The sequence below is a fragment of the Specibacter sp. NPDC078692 genome, assembly GCF_040686835.1.
Classification (GTDB): Bacteria; Actinomycetota; Actinomycetes; order Actinomycetales; family Micrococcaceae; genus Specibacter.
The window spans coordinates 61,214-75,255 of the sequence record NZ_JBFBLV010000019.1 but is presented as its reverse complement, the minus strand read 5'-3'; the positions used below and the strand labels follow the sequence as shown (position 1 = coordinate 75,255).

The following is a 14,042-nucleotide window of genomic DNA, read 5'->3' as shown; positions in this document are numbered from 1 at the left end:
AGTGGAATTCGAAGAACTCTACTATGATGAAATAAGCGGCTCGTTACCCGATGAAGCTGCCAGAAAACTGGCGGCATAATTTCCGGGACGGTTCAAACGGTGATTTAGCACACATCTAACTGACTAGCACATTTTGTAAGAGGTGATAGCTGCGCTGAGCGCACTTTGTCGTTTTGGCTACCCAAAAAAGATTATTCTCGTCCCTGTGGACTCTTCCAGCAGATCAACCGCGTCCTCAAAATTCACCAATTTGAGACGATCACCGAAGACGTCATTGAAGCTGCCGCCAGTGTCCTTGCCATCAGCAACTAATGGCATGCGTCGATCACAAAGACGCCACATAGCACCGAAGCTCACAGGTCTCGGTGGGGTGGACCAGTTCCTTAGAAGTGTCACACCCCGCAAACTCTCGCAGAAAGCTAGTTTGGGGAACTGGCTCCGACGTCCTCGGAAATCTCAGAGAACACTCCGTGCCCATCGATCTTCCACTTGATGCCGGATGAATCAGTGAACGTGACAAAGATCCGATTGGCCAACCAGTTTTTTGCCTGTGACTCGGGGCCGTGAGGCCAAATTCCCCCACGAAGGAGCCATTTGGCATCTACACCGCTTATCGCGACCGTGAAGTCGCTGAGATTGGCTGTTGTGTTCTCAATGACGGTGTACTCTTCCGGCACTTCCGGGAGAGTTAGCTTCACATGTTTGTATCGTTCACCCTTAGGGATATTGAGGGTGCATCCAATCGAAAATTCCAACGATTGGAGGGGAGTGGGATTCATATCTTCCGAGGGGTAGCTCGCAAAAACGTCGAGACTAACGGCGCTGACATCCTGTTCCTTTATTGTCTGGGCCTCACGCGCGGCCTTCTGCGCTTTGGCTCTTGCTTTGGCGTCCTTGGCGGTGTTGTGCTGCTCCACGGTGACATCGAAAGCAGTCCTTTGAACCTTCAATGCCGCAATCGCACCGACGAAACCCAAGAACGTCACAACCACACCTGCCCAGGATGCAACAGGACGCCACTCAGTTGCCATGGGTGCAGAATCACGCCTCAGCATGTGAACCCGCACCTGGCGTACCGGCTGCTGCTCCTGCGAGCAGCTAATTCATTTTCAGAACAAGCCAAGGCGCGGTTGGCGAAGGTCTTCGCAACTGATGATCCAACCGGCAAACTCAAGTCGACCTAGCACGTGAAAGAACAAGTGCGAACCCCGCTGCGCACCGGATGGTTGGAAGACGCCGAACTAGCTAAGGAAGACCTTGAACGTCTCGTCAAGGAACCCAACGAGCCAGAAACGACCAGGCTGCGGCGGACCATTTGCCGGTGGTGGAAGGAGATTGAAGCTCCGATCGTCACCGGATCCACCACAGGAAAAGTAGAAGCCAAACCCACCAGCATCAAACACATCAAAAGGACCGCCCGCGGATTCGTCAATAGTGCCGACTACACGACTCGTATTAGGCTCAAGATCGTCGCCCGAACAGCGGTGACATTTCCATTGCAATAAGGGAATTCACCACGAAAAGCGGAGAGCCCGCATGTTTGCCCTAGATGAAGGGCTTAAGAATTTTGAAACTCCCAGCCCCCACTCTCTCACTTCGTATCGCGTCACCAGTCGTGGACTTGCTAGCTTCATTTGCTGGCTTCGCATGAATGAAGGGGGTCGACTGAATGTGAGAATTATGGGCGCGAGTTATGTGGAGGTTACCTCTCCGGGGGTTGAATATTGCCTTGGGTTAGTGGGGGATGCTTATTTGGAAGCCGCAGCGGCAGTGGAGCACTACGCTGGGTACGACTACATCGAGGATTGGGTCTTTCTCGTATGCGGGTGCGTGGACTGAGTGGAGTTTGAGGTGTTTTTGTTCCATGGGTTCACCGCAGTGTATGTAGTGGCGGCCAAATTTCACTACCCCGAAAGGGGCATCGGCGGTATTGAGGAATTTGGCAACGCTTTGAACTGAGACGGCGTGGCTTGAGTAGGATTCGCATTTTCCGCAGCTGTACTCGATCATGACCCATCCGTCTAAGCGAGGTTCGAGGCGTTGAATGGATTCGATGTCTAGGTGGGTAGATTTGTGGCACTCTGGGCAGTTGATTTCTTCAGCAGCGGGCTTCTCCGGGTGCGCTATGACGGGTTCAGTGCTGGTATCGGCTGCCAATGTTTTCTCCTCATTCATGACTTTCCCTTCAGTGAAACTGATGAGTGTTTTTTTGTGAAGCTGTTCACGAAAAGCGGGGTCTTGCAGAATTGGCGTTAGACCACGGCCTCAAGGGGAGCTGGGGTAGCTGGTGCTTCTTTCAGGGTTTGGAGTTCTTGTTTCTTTTTGCGCTTGAGGGAGTGGGCACGTAGAGAATACACAGCGGTGGTTGGCGGGGTCTTGGCGATAGTCGCTGCCGGGACAATGGAGGCATTGTCTGTGCTGGTACTTGGCGCTTTTGCTGCAGGTTTCCTTAGTCCGGCTGTGCTCTTCAGTTCGGTGAAGTGACCCGGCGGGTTGTTAGGAATGAAGTCTAGAAAGTGCGGGTTTGCCAGCATGTACTGGCGGGCTTTGGGACAGAATGGCAAAACCTCGATACGACGGCGCTGAATATCTTGTAGGACCCACAAGTAGAAATAGTTGAGGTGGGCTTCCTGGTCATACGTGGATGACATGCAGGTATCTAGTAGCCAAATTTGGCCGTTGTGCATGCAGTAACGCAGGGTCATGGACAAGGCCCCTGCTTCATAGAATTCAAACCTTGAAGCGCTGAGGTTGTTCTGTATTTGCGACATTTTTACCCAACTCCTTAGCTAATCTAGAGAGACTTACACTAAGACACGAAGACGGGACCAGACCACCTTTATGGCGTTGTGGAGGAAACTTTAGTCCGAAAGGCCAAAAAATGCCAGATTCCTTGGCTTGCGATCCCCACACTGATAAGCGGGTGTCCTGGACGTTGAGGAACGGGAACAAAAACCCTCGCGCTGTTCGACTAGTGAGTCGGGGTATCAGAGCCGTGGCAGTAGGAGAGGAACCAGAATGGGCATGCACAGAAACACCGCAACTCGATTCTCTGAGACAGCTGGAGAGTATGGTTCCTTCTCTGGCTTCCTGTCTGGCGGTGACGACTTTCATATCGGGGACTTCTCTCCTCCAGGTCAGACTGGCAGAGGGCAGAGATCCTAAGGCACGGAGGAGCTCCTTGGATATGAACTAGGCGATATTGTTCCAACACAGTCCGTGCCGCTTACCGATAAAATCCTGAAGTCCGAGGACGCTGTAGAGCGTGTATTTCATAGCGCCCATAGGACAGGGAAACACCGAGTCCACTACCGCTGAATCATCGATGAACACGGAACCACTCGCCGCGTGTTCGTGCTCAAAGTCCATTTCGAGCCAGTCGAAACGGTGAGTGGGGGTTCTTGATCTGTCCCGCGTTAGGGAACACGAAGCGTCTGCTGGATCCAATGAAGCAGTAGCCCAAGCTGAGGAGACACGAGCATACCTTGAGTAGTCCAACGGAATACTCGTGCGTGTCAGTTCCACATCAGCGAGGGCGGAACTTTCGCTGTAGCGGGCCAGCGATCGCAACCAAACCATTCAAACTCTGAACCACGTGCCGCTGATGTTGATCAAGACACTGGCGCTGGTGACATCACCGTGAACAACCCTTCGCCCCTACAAAAGCGCTAAAAGCTGCTCCGTGGGCGCCAAGATGGTGACTACCCCGTCCTCCGACGAAGGTCCACGAGCATGCACAATGTGGGTCAATGAACCGCTTGCTGATCGTCGAGGAACTCGTTTACCCATACCAGCCAACAACCCACTGAGCGAAGTCATCTCTTCCGTTCAATTCTGCTTCAAAGAACGTTGTGAGCATCAACGGGCTCACCGGTTACACGGGCTCACCGGTTACCTAGGCCCAGCGCCCTGAGCCAGCGAGCATTGGTGGTTCTCATGTGAGGGCCGCAAGTCCCGTTTCGCTTTTTTGAGTTTATTGGGCGCCACCATCGGTGCTGGCAGTCAGTGCCGGATGTCACTGGCCGGCATTATCTGGGATTCGAAGGAGAAGTCTAGGAGTGCAGTCATATCGATCGGGATCTGTTCCTCGGGTCGCTAGTACGTAAACTCGTATCAGGGCTTTAAGACAACCTTGATGCAACCGTCTTGCTTTTTCTGGAAAGTTTCATAGAGCTCCGGGCCCCGGGACAGTGGCTCGGAATGGGTGACCAGGTCATCCAACCCCAAGGGGTCAGCAGTATCTTCAGTAAACGGCAAAAGTGTCTCAGTCCAGCTTCTGACATTGCACTGTCCCTCGCGCAGCTGGATCTGCTTGTCAAACATGTCTACCAATGGCATCGGCGTGGCTTTGCCTGCATAGACTCCGCTGAGGGAAAGTGTTCCCCCGCGACGAACCGCCGCAATTGCTGTGTGCAAAACAGAGGTTGGATCCACCGAGATGGTCTCCATGGCCTTTTGCGCGACTTTATCGGGCATCAGTCCTGTTGCTGTTTGCATCACCTTCGCGCCAGCGGACCCGTGGGCCTCCATCCCGACGGCATCAAGAATGGAATCCGGCCCGCGCTGGGTCATCTCCTGCAGTTCTGCCGCTACGTCTTTGGAGAAATCGAGGACCTCCACACCGTGATGGGCAGCCATGTCCCGCCGTTCAGCTACTGGGTCTATGGCGATCACTCGGTGTCCCAGATGAACCCCGATTCTGGCAGCGAGTTGTCCTACTGGTCCTAACCCAAATACGGCGAGCGTTCCACCTTCGGGCACATTTGCATAATGTACGCCTTGCCAAGCAGTCGGCAAGATGTCGGACAAAAACAAGTATCTGTGGTCTGGCAGTTCCTTGCCTACCAGCATCGCGCCGTAATCACCGTGCGGTACACGCAAGAATTCCGCCTGACCGCCAGGTACACTGCCATATAACTCGGAGTAGCCTAGGAAGGCTGCTCCCTTGCCCTGACTGCGAACTTGGGTGGTCTCACATTGGGATTGCAGACCGCGTTCGCACATCCAGCAATGGCCACAAGAAACGTTGAACGGGATGACGACGCGGTCCCCGACCTTGATGCGGTGAACCCCGGATCCAACTTCCTGGACAACGCCCATCGTCTCGTGCCCGACAATGTCACCGGCATGCATGTAGGGGCCTAACAACTCATAAAGATGCAGATCTGATCCACAGATGGCTGTTGAGGTTACCTTGATAATGATGTCGGAGGGCTCCTGAATCTGGGGATCAGGGACCTCGATGTATTCGATATTTCGCTTGCCTTGCCACGTCAGCGCCTTCATTCGATACCCTCCGTTTTCTGGTGGTTCCTCGTCATCTCAGTCAAACACTGACCACGGAAGGTGGCAACACCTTCCTACAGGTTGAATCTGCAGAATCGAGACTCAAAGGTCCGCGATTGCATCAAAAAGGGGAGCGATGACGCCGACTCACACGGCAAGCAGATGCAACCGATGTTCCGTTGGGAGCTTCGTTGGCGGGAAGTTCACCTCACGGTTCTCTCTGTGGCACGCCGACTCGCAAGTTCTCCTTGCAGAGCCGGTTCAGGCTGTTCTCTGTAGCTGTGGGAACGGTGGCATCATAGGCACTTGGATCGATGCAATCAGTAGAAACTGTGTGAGGTGCTTTAGAAGTTCTCGCTTTGTCATGAAGCCTGATCCGTCATTTTGGGCTGGTCCCTATCGCTAGGGACTCCGTTATCCGGTCGCAGCAGTGTCTTCGTGGGCTGCTCCGACGGGCTTGGATTCGGGGGACCCGCGTTGACGCAGGTAAATGGAGAGCACCACCATGGATCCAACTGCGAGGAATTCTGATTGCCAGTTCTGCAGTGTGCGATTCCAGAACTCGGGAGACAGAACATATTGGCCCCATGTCAGGGTGTCCTGTAGATCTTGAACTTGTTTTTCGTTATAGGCACTGACGCCGGCCACAGATTGGGCAAACCAGGACAGAAAGAATATCGAACCCATGACGAGTACGAGGGAGTTGGCGAAAACCTGCTGGCGCCAGCCTGACAATTTCGCCCAAGCGGGGGAGCGCGAGGTTGCATAGTCTCCCGTGAGTTGGTCTTTGTCGGTCTCGGGCCCAATCTTGTCCAGTTCTTTGGATTCGGGAGAGCCTTTTTGTACTAGCCAGACGGTGGCCACAATGTAGAGCAGGAACTGCAAATACTCAGATTGCCAGTTCTCGGCTACATCTACCCCGAAGCTGGAAGACGTTACATACTGTCCTAAGCTGACGGTGGGAAAGCCGGCTGTGAGTTGTTCTTCGTTGTACAGTGCATGGCCGGTAAGTGCTTGGCCGAGGAGAGCCATCAAAAAAATCAGGCCAAAGAATAATCCCAGGCCATTCTCGCGCAGTGTTTTTTTCATGGCATGTCCTAACTCTGTGAAAAGCCGACCACTAGGATGAATATCAGGCCTAGGGCAATGACGAGCAGATATGCGATAAATTGCCGTCTCATGATTGCTTCCTTTCCCCGTTGCTGTTGTGGACCCTACGATAAAGAGCATCGGCAACCCTCAAGCGACAGGCCCCGTGGTGGGCGGAATCGAGGCCGCAATGACTACTGCTGGGATGGACGGCACCGAACATGATGGGATAGCGGATGCTGGCACCGGGCGTCACGAAACCCGCAATGAGAAGCGGGACCGCAACTGGGACGACTTGCTGCAGGAACTGCGTGTCATGCAGACCGGCACTCAGATCATCGCGGGATTTCTGCTGACGTTGCCGTTCCAGCAGAGGTTCACTGAATTGGACGCATTCGCAGTGGGGCTGTACTTGGGCTTGGTGGTTCTGGCAGCCGGAACCACCTGCCTGATGTTGGTTCCTGTCGCCATGCACCGTGAGCTGTTTGGCTTGCGGGTTAAGGATCGGTTGGTGGCCTCGGGGCGCCGGGTGGTCAGTGTGGTGTTGTGGCTGATTGGGCTGTTGGTGATGGGCACAACGGCCCTGATTTTCTATCTGGTGTTGGACGGGCTGGCAGCGGCCTTGGTCGCCGCGGCATTCGGCCTTGCACTGCTGCTTGGGTTGCTGATTTATCCCCGTCGAATCAGAGGCAGCCGTGCACGGCACTGAAAGCCCGAACGGCCGCCAGCAATGTGTGGAAAGCATGTGCTTTGCCTACTGTCCGGTTTCAGGGCCGGTGCGGAACCCAATCAATTTGTGCGTGCCGTCGCAATACGGCTTGATCCCTGATGCTCCGCAGCGGCATAAAGCCACAGTTTTTCTGCGTCGAGGCAGGGCCTCTCCCGTGGTTGACACGATCTCAAAATCGCCGCGCACCAACAGCGGCCCATCTGGGCAAGCCACTATTTCCGGGACGGATGTATCCCTCACATGCACATGACCTTGGTCTGTGCTCCCGGGGACTTTGGGCTCTTCTTTGCTTGCTGTAGGCATCTCAGTCATGGGCGGGGGCTTTCACTGTGTGCAGCGGAGCGGTTGACAGGGGTGCCAGAAGTGAAGTCGTCCCGGATTCCCATGCGTCCATTGTTCTCTGGGTGGACATCGCGTCGAGGGCGAGTGCCGCAGCCGCGCCGAAGTAGATGTCTTCTAGGAGGGCCGGCTCGGCCTCAAAGAGCCCGCCGGCTAAGTCCCGGCCGGCGATCTGCTCATGCACTGCATCGGCCTCTACATGTTCGTCAAAGTAGCCTGTAACGTCCTCCTTGAAACCATGCCGACGGAATCCATTACCGTAGAGCCGGTTAGGCTGGGACGACGTCATTTCGTAGGCGGCGAGGTGGCCCACGATAGCGCCCCTGAGGCGCCTGTTCAGTCCAAACATGGACATCATGTTGGTTCCAGCCAGGGTCAGCGCGGGCACTGCGTCTACATAGCCGCCGTAGTCTTCGTCAAGTCCTAACCCTCGCATGGTGCGGGCAAAAAGGGCCGAATGCATCCGCTCCGGCCGTCCGCCACCATATTCATCTGCCTGAATCTCTACCATGGCAGCCTTCGACCGACCAGTCAGGCGTGGAATGGCCCACGTGTGCGGATCGGCTTCCTTGAGTTGATAGATGGATTTATGGATCAGAAATTCCTGCAGTTGTTCCACTGTCGCCGCTTTGGCAACATAACGGGACATGGACGGCCCAGTGTCCACAGCGGCAATGGCGAACAGGGCCTCCGCCACTGCATCACTCGTGCGAGCATTTAGTTCTGGAAGCACGACGGCGGCGCGCAATTCCTGTTCGAAGGCGGACTCAAGTTGCCCTCGTGCCGTGATCAGGCCGGGATTCCATTCCCATCGTTCATCCGCTTGCGCCAAGCCGCTGTAGTGCAGCTCGTAGAGGATAAACAGAGTCAGTTGTAGGTCCTCGTCGGCCAGCGTGCTCTGCGTCTGCGCTATACCGCTGGTAACGCTGTCTAGGAACGGGCTGAAATCCTCTGCTTGATTCTCTGCTGAGCCCCGCAACAGGTTCACTAACGATCGGCTGGCGGGGCCGCGGGCTGTTGGAAATTTCATTGGGGTTCTCCTGAGTGTGGATCGTTCCCCGGACGCGTGGTTGACACGGCATCGCTGCCGGATGCAGCATCCGGGACACGGGCTAAGTTGATTGTTGCTGCCTCGAGCATCTGTAGCGCACGTAATGTGGTCTCCTGCACAACATCGGACGGGTTTCCTAGAAAGCGGTGTTTGGCTACGGAGGTCCCAGTTGGTGTGTGAACAGCAATAAAGACAGTCCCCGCGGGTTGGCCTTCTTCAGGCTCCGGTCCACCCGCACCGGTCACAGCTACAGCGAAGTCTGCGTGCATCATTTCCGCAGTCCCATCGGCCATCTGCCGGGCACAGCCGGCCGTAATGACGTCACCGCGTTCGACTCCCAAAACGGAGAATTTCACTTCACTGTCGTAGGCAATTACGGAGCCGAGAAACCATTCGGAGGAGCTTTCAGCCGCACCCAGATGGCATGAAATACTCCCGCTGGTCAGGGATTCCGCAGCGGCCACCTTGTGGTGTGCCCCGCGCATGATGCGTGAAATTCGTGCAGAGATCTCCACTGATTTTCTTAGCAAGCGGTCCGGACGAGGGGCCTTCATGATGTTCTCCTGCGCGGCATGCTCTGTTTCAGGGTTCGAGGATCCCCACCCAGAAGGCATCTGATAGCTGGTACAAAACTCACAGTTTCCTTCTTTTCTAGGTCTCTCTGGTGCCAGGTGCCCATGTCATACCTTCATCAGCGGAGCTGGCGTGAGAGGGGCAGCTCGCGGGTTGAAGTCATTTTTGGGCGGTGCACAAGTTAGGGGGAGGGGGTTCCGCCATTGACGTTCAGTGTTTCCCCGGACACGTAGCTGGATTCAGGTGAGGCGAGAAAAACAAACGCCGGTGCGAGTTCCGTCGGTTGGCCCGCCCTGCCGAGAGGGGTGTCCTTACCGAACTTGGGCAGCGCTTCTTTGGGCTGGCCGTCGCTGACTTGAAGCGGAGTCCAAATTGGCCCTGGCGCCACGGCGTTGACGCGAATGCCGCGTGGAGCCAATTGCTGGGCGAGGCCCTTGGAGAAGTTATTGATTGCTGCCTTGGTGGAGGCGTAGTCGATCAGCGTAGGCGAGGGGTTGTAAGCCTGAATCGAGGTGGTATTGATGATGGTTGACCCCGGTGCCAAATGTGGTAAGGCTGCCTTGGTAATCCAGAACATGGCGAAGATATTTGTCTTAAACGTTTCTTCGAACTGCTCATCGCTGAGATCTTCTAGTTTCTCCACAGCAATTTGCCGTCCGGCGTTGTTGACGACGATGTCCAGACCGCCAAGCTGTTCGACGGCGTTAGCCACCAATTCCCGTGCGGTGGAAGCTTCTGAGATGTCCCCGGGCAAGGCCACGGCGTTTTGCCCGCATTCACGGATGATTGCTGCAACCTTTTGCGCGTCAGGCTCTTCAACGGGGAGGTAGGACAGCGCCACGTCCGCCCCCTCACGGGCGAAGGCAATGGCCACAGCGGCACCAATGCCGGAATCTGCCCCGGTAATTAAGGCTTTGCGGCCTGCGAGCCGGCCAGTGCCTCGGTAGGACTTCTCGCCGCGGTCCGTGTGCGGCGTCAAATCACGGTCCAATCCTGGCTCGGACTGATCTTGGATGGGCGGGCTGATGCTGGGGTAGCGGGTGACAGGGTTTTGAAATGTGTACTGGTCTTTGTTCGTCATCAGTAATTCCTTTCAATGAACTTGCAAACACTAGAACTAGTGGTCCAGATTAGACATCATGGCAGTTGGCTCATGCCGGTGGTGACTGCCGTTCAGATTCCAGTCTTTGGATGTGCAGGTCCGGGCTTGCCCCGGCGAGTCCAGTTCTGGCCCTCGCCACCGTTGAGCGCTGCGTCCGGAAACTCATCCGATACCTCAGAGGCGATATCCAGAGGTGTGGCGGCAGTGGCATCGGAGACTGAGTCCAGCGGGTTGGTAGCACTGGTCGATTCTCGCTTGTGGGCTGGTAAGACTTGGTCTATCAGTTTGTGCACCGCATGGCCCGCTTGATCCTTAACGGATTCTTGGACGTTGGAGACTGTCGCCTGGACGGCGTCTCTGTTCCATAATTTCTTCGCGGAGGCCTTGATTTTTTCGTAACTGGCCCGACCTGCACGGGTGCCCAGTACGTATCCGGCAGTCAGTCCGGCGAGAAATGTTAGCTTCGATTTCATGACGTTATCCTTCTGTGTGGAGAACCTCGGTCATTTCAGGTGTTTATGCTTCCGGCCCTCTTGGCAGCTCTGCGTTTGTGCGCACGGGGTTTCGCTGGACCGTTCGCTTTGGAATAGCGAAACACCGGGAAGCAGATGGAGGAAAGGGGAAAGCTGTCGCGGTGCTGGTTGCGGTTGAGCGGTCAGCACCGCGACCGGGGCAACTCCTAGGCTGCAGTTTTATTCCGGCCGGTAATGGCGCCGTAGATTCCGGCCACTACCAAGCCACCAACGATTGCGAGAATCCAGGAACCGAGATTCCAAAATTCCATTTTCCCGTCTCCGAACAACAAGTCGCCGATCCAACCACCGACCACGGCGCCGACAACGCCCAAGACCAGACTGGTGATCCAGCCACCCCCGACTCGGCCAGGCATGACTGCCTTGACGATGACCCCCACGATAAGGCCCAATACGATCCATCCGATGAAACCCATGACTCCTCCTTAGAAAAGAATGGCTAACTTTATACGGTAAAAATCCGGAAGCTAGTTTCCAGAAGGCCCCGCCATCATATGCAACGGCCGACAATGACAGCCTAACCACAACAGGGGCAAAAATCTCCACTAGATGTTTCATTTATTGCGGCGAGAAGGCGTAATGTCCTTCTCAAACACAAGTCTGGGCCCACAGGCATTCCACTCTCAGGCTGCGGTGCTTGCCGTCTTTTTGACCGGCTGGTGGGTTCGATCCCAGAGATCTCCAGAATGAGGGCGGGTTCGCTGACATTCTTGAGCTCAGCACGAAAGGGTGCACGATAAGAGCCAATGCGAGGGAGTGTCATGGCAATGTTGGGTGCATGGATGAAGTCCACGGTGACGGGCCAACGAGTGTTGCTCGCCGCCAAGACTGCGTTGGCGGTGGGTGTTGCTTGGTCTTTGGCACCCCACCTCCCTGGAGTGGTTGATGATTACCCCTATTACGCGCCTTTGGGGGTCTTGGTGAGCATGTATCCAACGTTCATAGGATCGGTGCGCACGGCGGTCCAGTCTCTGGCTGGTTTGCTTTTGGGTATTGTTTTGGCTGCCGGGGTGCTTCTGTTGGGAAATCCGAACGTGGTCTCCATCTCTGCGGCAGTTGGCTTGGGGGTTTTACTGGCGGGGATCCCTCGACTCGGAGCTGGCCGGGAGTACGTCCCCGTAGCGGTCCTTTTGGTGTTGATCATTGGGGGCCAGGACGCCGACGCATTTTCGATTGGATATGCCGTTCAGATGGGATTTGGCGTTGTGGTGGGTCTCGTGATCAATGTGGGCATATTTCCGCCTCTGGCACTCGATGCAGCCCGGGCGCAGATATCGAGGGCGCGGCTGACACTCATCAGCCAGCTAGAGGATGCGGCGGCCGCCTTGGGTGAGCAGTGGCCGCCACAGCATGAAGAATGGGCGGCCCGGCGGCATGCGCTTGATGATGCCATTGTTGAGGTGAGGGATGTCGTGCACAACGCTGCGGAAAGCCAACGGGCTAACCCGCGTGCCTTCCGCCGTTCACGCCACGGCGTGGTTGCAGACAGCTATGGTGACTTAGCTGTTTTGGAGGACATCACCTTCCACGTTCGGGATCTTTCTGAAGTCTTGGCCGGAGCGATCTGGGAAGGGCCTAACGAGTTCCGGCTGGAAGTGATGCTGCGTGAACCGCTAGGGCGGTGCTTGTCGGCAACAGCCGGATTGCTGCAGTCGTGGGAGGACGGCGATGACCATCAGGAGTCTATTGACCGTGTGTCCACAGGCCTCAGCGCCTTGACCGAGGCCGTCGCAGCCAGCCATGCAGCAGGACCTCAAGGCGCCGGCGTTGACTCTTTAGCACCGGGAGCCGCCGCTGCCTTGGATGTGCAGCGGATCCTCACTGCACTTACCCGCCATCTGCGTTCCGATGGCGGCGGCCCCTGAGCTGGCTGACTGTTCCAGATATAGCCGGGCCATTGAATTCTGGCAGAATGACCGCACCGAAAACGCCTAAGGATGCGTGGCCTAGCCGTCTACAGCCCGACATTTGGGGTGGGGCAGAAACAGTGGGGCTGGCGTTCCTGTGATCGAATCATTACCGTGGGAAATACACCGGCCGCTGCAGATCGGCCGCTTCGAGAGGAGTTCCCATGGTTTCCAAGAAAACTTCCACGGCGAAATTTACTGTCCCCGGCCTGTCCTTGAAGGACGGACATCAGGTGGCAGCCACCCTGCAAGGCAGGCTTCACGCCTTGAATGACCTCCAACTGACATTGAAACACGCACACTGGAATGTGGTGGGGCGTGATTTTATAGGTGTCCACACCATGCTTGACCCCCAGATCGAACTGGTCCGGGCGATGATTGACGAAACAGCAGAGCGTATCGCGACGCTCGGTGTCTCGCCCAATGGACTGCCCGGTGCGCTGGTCAAGGACCGCGACTGGGACGACTACGGGTTGGGACGCGCCTCCACGATGGAGCACTTGGCCGCTCTGGATCTTGTCTACGACGGCGTGGTCTCCAGCCACCGCGATGCCATCGCACTCACAGGAAAACTTGACCCCATCACCGAGGACATGCTCATTGGGCAGACGGCGAAACTAGAGCTATTCCAGTGGTTCATGCGCGCCCATCTGGAAAACTCTGGAGGGACACTGAGCGACGCTGACACGCATACGAAAACCTCCGCTGCGGCAAAGTCCAAGAATTAGAAGTAGAACGCAGCGAACCAGCAGTAGGACAAGAGTAAGTACGAGATCAAGATCAGGAGCATCAACATGTCAACCACGGAGCATTTCGACCAACCCGAGAGCCGCGACGCTGCCGAAAAGTCCATCAGAGACAGAATCGATGCCTCTGGACTTGGAAATGAGGGGCCGCAAACGGTGCCCACCACGGTTTCACAAGACGTGGAATCTGATCCTGCGCTCAATGACGGACCTGGCCAGGACTGGGCCGACGAGGGAGGAGCCACTCCCCAAGGACCGGCCACATCGTCAGAGTAAACCAGCTACTTTGTCGGCGGGCATCGTTCTCTGATTTCTAATGCTCCTAAACCGTCGGTATAACCGAACCCTCATGTGCCCCGCCCTGCTTTCAGGTCTGGGCACATGCGCGCGGCGTAAGTGCTACGGGGGAGGGGAGCCCTGCGTGCCAGTCAGGGGCCCACTTGCACAGCGCCAACGGTTGCCTTGGCTCCGGTGCTCATACACGGTGCCTTCTCTATTCCTTGGCCTGGTAGATGAACCCATTTCGGCAGCGCCTATTTGAATTATTGCCGCGGCCCAATGGACAACCGTCTAGGTCACTCAGTGAGCCGCCGGCGGGTGCTGCCCGAACGTGACGAGCAAGCGCCCAGTGAAAGTATCCGGGCACTTCAGCGCACAGGGGATGACATCGAAGGTTCCCGGCGCGG

The 14,042-nt window shown here is 56.1% G+C and carries 16 protein-coding genes; 5 read left to right on the top strand and 11 right to left on the bottom strand.

Features of this window, described 5'->3' with window-relative positions; translation table 11 throughout:
- Positions 1-419 precede the first annotated feature (419 nt).
- Positions 420-1,031, bottom strand: a complete 612-nt coding sequence (locus AB0O97_RS13655; RefSeq protein WP_363883378.1) for a hypothetical protein — start codon at positions 1,029-1,031, stop codon at positions 420-422.
- Between the two features lie 156 nt (positions 1,032-1,187).
- Here AB0O97_RS13655 and AB0O97_RS13650 point away from each other — a divergent pair, with 156 nt between their 5' ends.
- Entirely contained in the window at positions 1,188-1,505 is a 318-nt protein-coding gene (locus AB0O97_RS13650; RefSeq protein WP_363883376.1) for a transposase, read from the top strand.
- Positions 1,506-1,734: 229 nt separating this feature from the next.
- Here the strand turns inward: AB0O97_RS13650 and AB0O97_RS13645 are convergent, their stop codons facing one another.
- From AB0O97_RS13645 to AB0O97_RS13630, 4 genes are all read right to left on the bottom strand, one after another.
- Entirely contained in the window at positions 1,735-2,175 is a 441-nt protein-coding gene (locus AB0O97_RS13645; protein ID WP_363883374.1) for a hypothetical protein, read from the bottom strand.
- Between the two features lie 77 nt (positions 2,176-2,252).
- Positions 2,253-2,771 (bottom strand): hypothetical protein, encoded by a 519-nt coding sequence (locus AB0O97_RS13640; protein WP_363883373.1) that lies wholly within the window; start codon positions 2,769-2,771, stop codon positions 2,253-2,255.
- 1,342 nt (positions 2,772-4,113) lie between these two features.
- Positions 4,114-5,286, bottom strand: a complete 1,173-nt coding sequence (locus tag AB0O97_RS13635) for an alcohol dehydrogenase catalytic domain-containing protein (RefSeq protein ID WP_363883371.1) — start codon at positions 5,284-5,286, stop codon at positions 4,114-4,116.
- 414 nt (positions 5,287-5,700) lie between these two features.
- Entirely contained in the window at positions 5,701-6,375 is a 675-nt protein-coding gene (locus tag AB0O97_RS13630) for a DUF6766 family protein (protein ID WP_363883369.1), read from the bottom strand.
- A gap of 118 nt (positions 6,376-6,493) precedes the next feature.
- Here AB0O97_RS13630 and AB0O97_RS13625 point away from each other — a divergent pair, with 118 nt between their 5' ends.
- Positions 6,494-7,084, top strand: a complete 591-nt coding sequence (locus AB0O97_RS13625) for a DUF6328 family protein (RefSeq protein WP_363883367.1) — start codon at positions 6,494-6,496, stop codon at positions 7,082-7,084.
- A 45-nt stretch (positions 7,085-7,129) separates the two neighbouring features.
- Here the strand turns inward: AB0O97_RS13625 and AB0O97_RS13620 are convergent, their stop codons facing one another.
- The 6 genes from AB0O97_RS13620 to AB0O97_RS13595 all read right to left on the bottom strand — a co-directional run bounded on the left by AB0O97_RS13620 (position 7,130) and on the right by AB0O97_RS13595 (position 11,119).
- Entirely contained in the window at positions 7,130-7,408 is a 279-nt protein-coding gene (locus tag AB0O97_RS13620; RefSeq protein ID WP_363883380.1) for a CDGSH iron-sulfur domain-containing protein, read from the bottom strand.
- Between the two features lies 1 nt (position 7,409).
- Positions 7,410-8,474: an iron-containing redox enzyme family protein gene (locus tag AB0O97_RS13615; protein ID WP_363883365.1), complete on the bottom strand. Its 1,065-nt coding sequence runs from the start codon at positions 8,472-8,474 to the stop codon at positions 7,410-7,412.
- Positions 8,471-9,049: a CinA family protein gene (locus tag AB0O97_RS13610; RefSeq protein ID WP_363883364.1), complete on the bottom strand. Its 579-nt coding sequence runs from the start codon at positions 9,047-9,049 to the stop codon at positions 8,471-8,473. The genes AB0O97_RS13615 and AB0O97_RS13610 overlap by 4 nt, the downstream gene beginning before the upstream one ends.
- Before the next feature lie 200 nt (positions 9,050-9,249).
- On the bottom strand, positions 9,250-10,149 hold the full coding sequence (locus AB0O97_RS13605; protein ID WP_363883362.1) for a glucose 1-dehydrogenase: 900 nt from the start codon (positions 10,147-10,149) through the stop codon (positions 9,250-9,252).
- 92 nt (positions 10,150-10,241) lie between these two features.
- Entirely contained in the window at positions 10,242-10,643 is a 402-nt protein-coding gene (locus AB0O97_RS13600) for a hypothetical protein (RefSeq protein ID WP_363883361.1), read from the bottom strand.
- A gap of 206 nt (positions 10,644-10,849) precedes the next feature.
- Positions 10,850-11,119 (bottom strand): GlsB/YeaQ/YmgE family stress response membrane protein, encoded by a 270-nt coding sequence (locus AB0O97_RS13595; protein WP_218712523.1) that lies wholly within the window; start codon positions 11,117-11,119, stop codon positions 10,850-10,852.
- 345 nt (positions 11,120-11,464) lie between these two features.
- Between AB0O97_RS13595 and AB0O97_RS13590 the strand changes: the two genes are divergently transcribed.
- From AB0O97_RS13590 to AB0O97_RS13580, 3 genes are all read left to right on the top strand, one after another.
- Positions 11,465-12,568, top strand: coding sequence for an FUSC family protein (locus tag AB0O97_RS13590; RefSeq protein WP_363883359.1), 1,104 nt, complete (start codon positions 11,465-11,467; stop codon positions 12,566-12,568).
- Between the two features lie 206 nt (positions 12,569-12,774).
- On the top strand, positions 12,775-13,338 hold the full coding sequence (locus AB0O97_RS13585; RefSeq protein ID WP_363883357.1) for a DNA starvation/stationary phase protection protein: 564 nt from the start codon (positions 12,775-12,777) through the stop codon (positions 13,336-13,338).
- 66 nt (positions 13,339-13,404) lie between these two features.
- Entirely contained in the window at positions 13,405-13,632 is a 228-nt protein-coding gene (locus AB0O97_RS13580) for a hypothetical protein (RefSeq protein WP_363883355.1), read from the top strand.
- Positions 13,633-14,042 lie beyond the last annotated feature (410 nt).

Coding starts and splice junctions, on each gene's coding strand:
- AB0O97_RS13600 (WP_363883361.1), bottom strand. CDS start 10,643: ATGAAATCGAAGCTAACATTTCTCGCCGGACTGACTGCCGGATACGTA.
- AB0O97_RS13580 (WP_363883355.1), top strand. CDS start 13,405: ATGTCAACCACGGAGCATTTCGACCAACCCGAGAGCCGCGACGCTGCC.
- AB0O97_RS13595 (WP_218712523.1), bottom strand. CDS start 11,119: ATGGGTTTCATCGGATGGATCGTATTGGGCCTTATCGTGGGGGTCATC.
- AB0O97_RS13590 (WP_363883359.1), top strand. CDS start 11,465: ATGGCAATGTTGGGTGCATGGATGAAGTCCACGGTGACGGGCCAACGA.
- AB0O97_RS13640 (WP_363883373.1), bottom strand. CDS start 2,771: ATGTCGCAAATACAGAACAACCTCAGCGCTTCAAGGTTTGAATTCTAT.
- AB0O97_RS13585 (WP_363883357.1), top strand. CDS start 12,775: ATGGTTTCCAAGAAAACTTCCACGGCGAAATTTACTGTCCCCGGCCTG.
- AB0O97_RS13605 (WP_363883362.1), bottom strand. CDS start 10,149: ATGACGAACAAAGACCAGTACACATTTCAAAACCCTGTCACCCGCTAC.
- AB0O97_RS13610 (WP_363883364.1), bottom strand. CDS start 9,049: ATGAAGGCCCCTCGTCCGGACCGCTTGCTAAGAAAATCAGTGGAGATC.
- AB0O97_RS13635 (WP_363883371.1), bottom strand. CDS start 5,286: ATGAAGGCGCTGACGTGGCAAGGCAAGCGAAATATCGAATACATCGAG.
- AB0O97_RS13655 (WP_363883378.1), bottom strand. CDS start 1,031: ATGGCAACTGAGTGGCGTCCTGTTGCATCCTGGGCAGGTGTGGTTGTG.
- AB0O97_RS13645 (WP_363883374.1), bottom strand. CDS start 2,175: ATGAATGAGGAGAAAACATTGGCAGCCGATACCAGCACTGAACCCGTC.
- AB0O97_RS13615 (WP_363883365.1), bottom strand. CDS start 8,474: ATGAAATTTCCAACAGCCCGCGGCCCCGCCAGCCGATCGTTAGTGAAC.
- AB0O97_RS13620 (WP_363883380.1), bottom strand. CDS start 7,408: ATGCCTACAGCAAGCAAAGAAGAGCCCAAAGTCCCCGGGAGCACAGAC.
- AB0O97_RS13630 (WP_363883369.1), bottom strand. CDS start 6,375: ATGAAAAAAACACTGCGCGAGAATGGCCTGGGATTATTCTTTGGCCTG.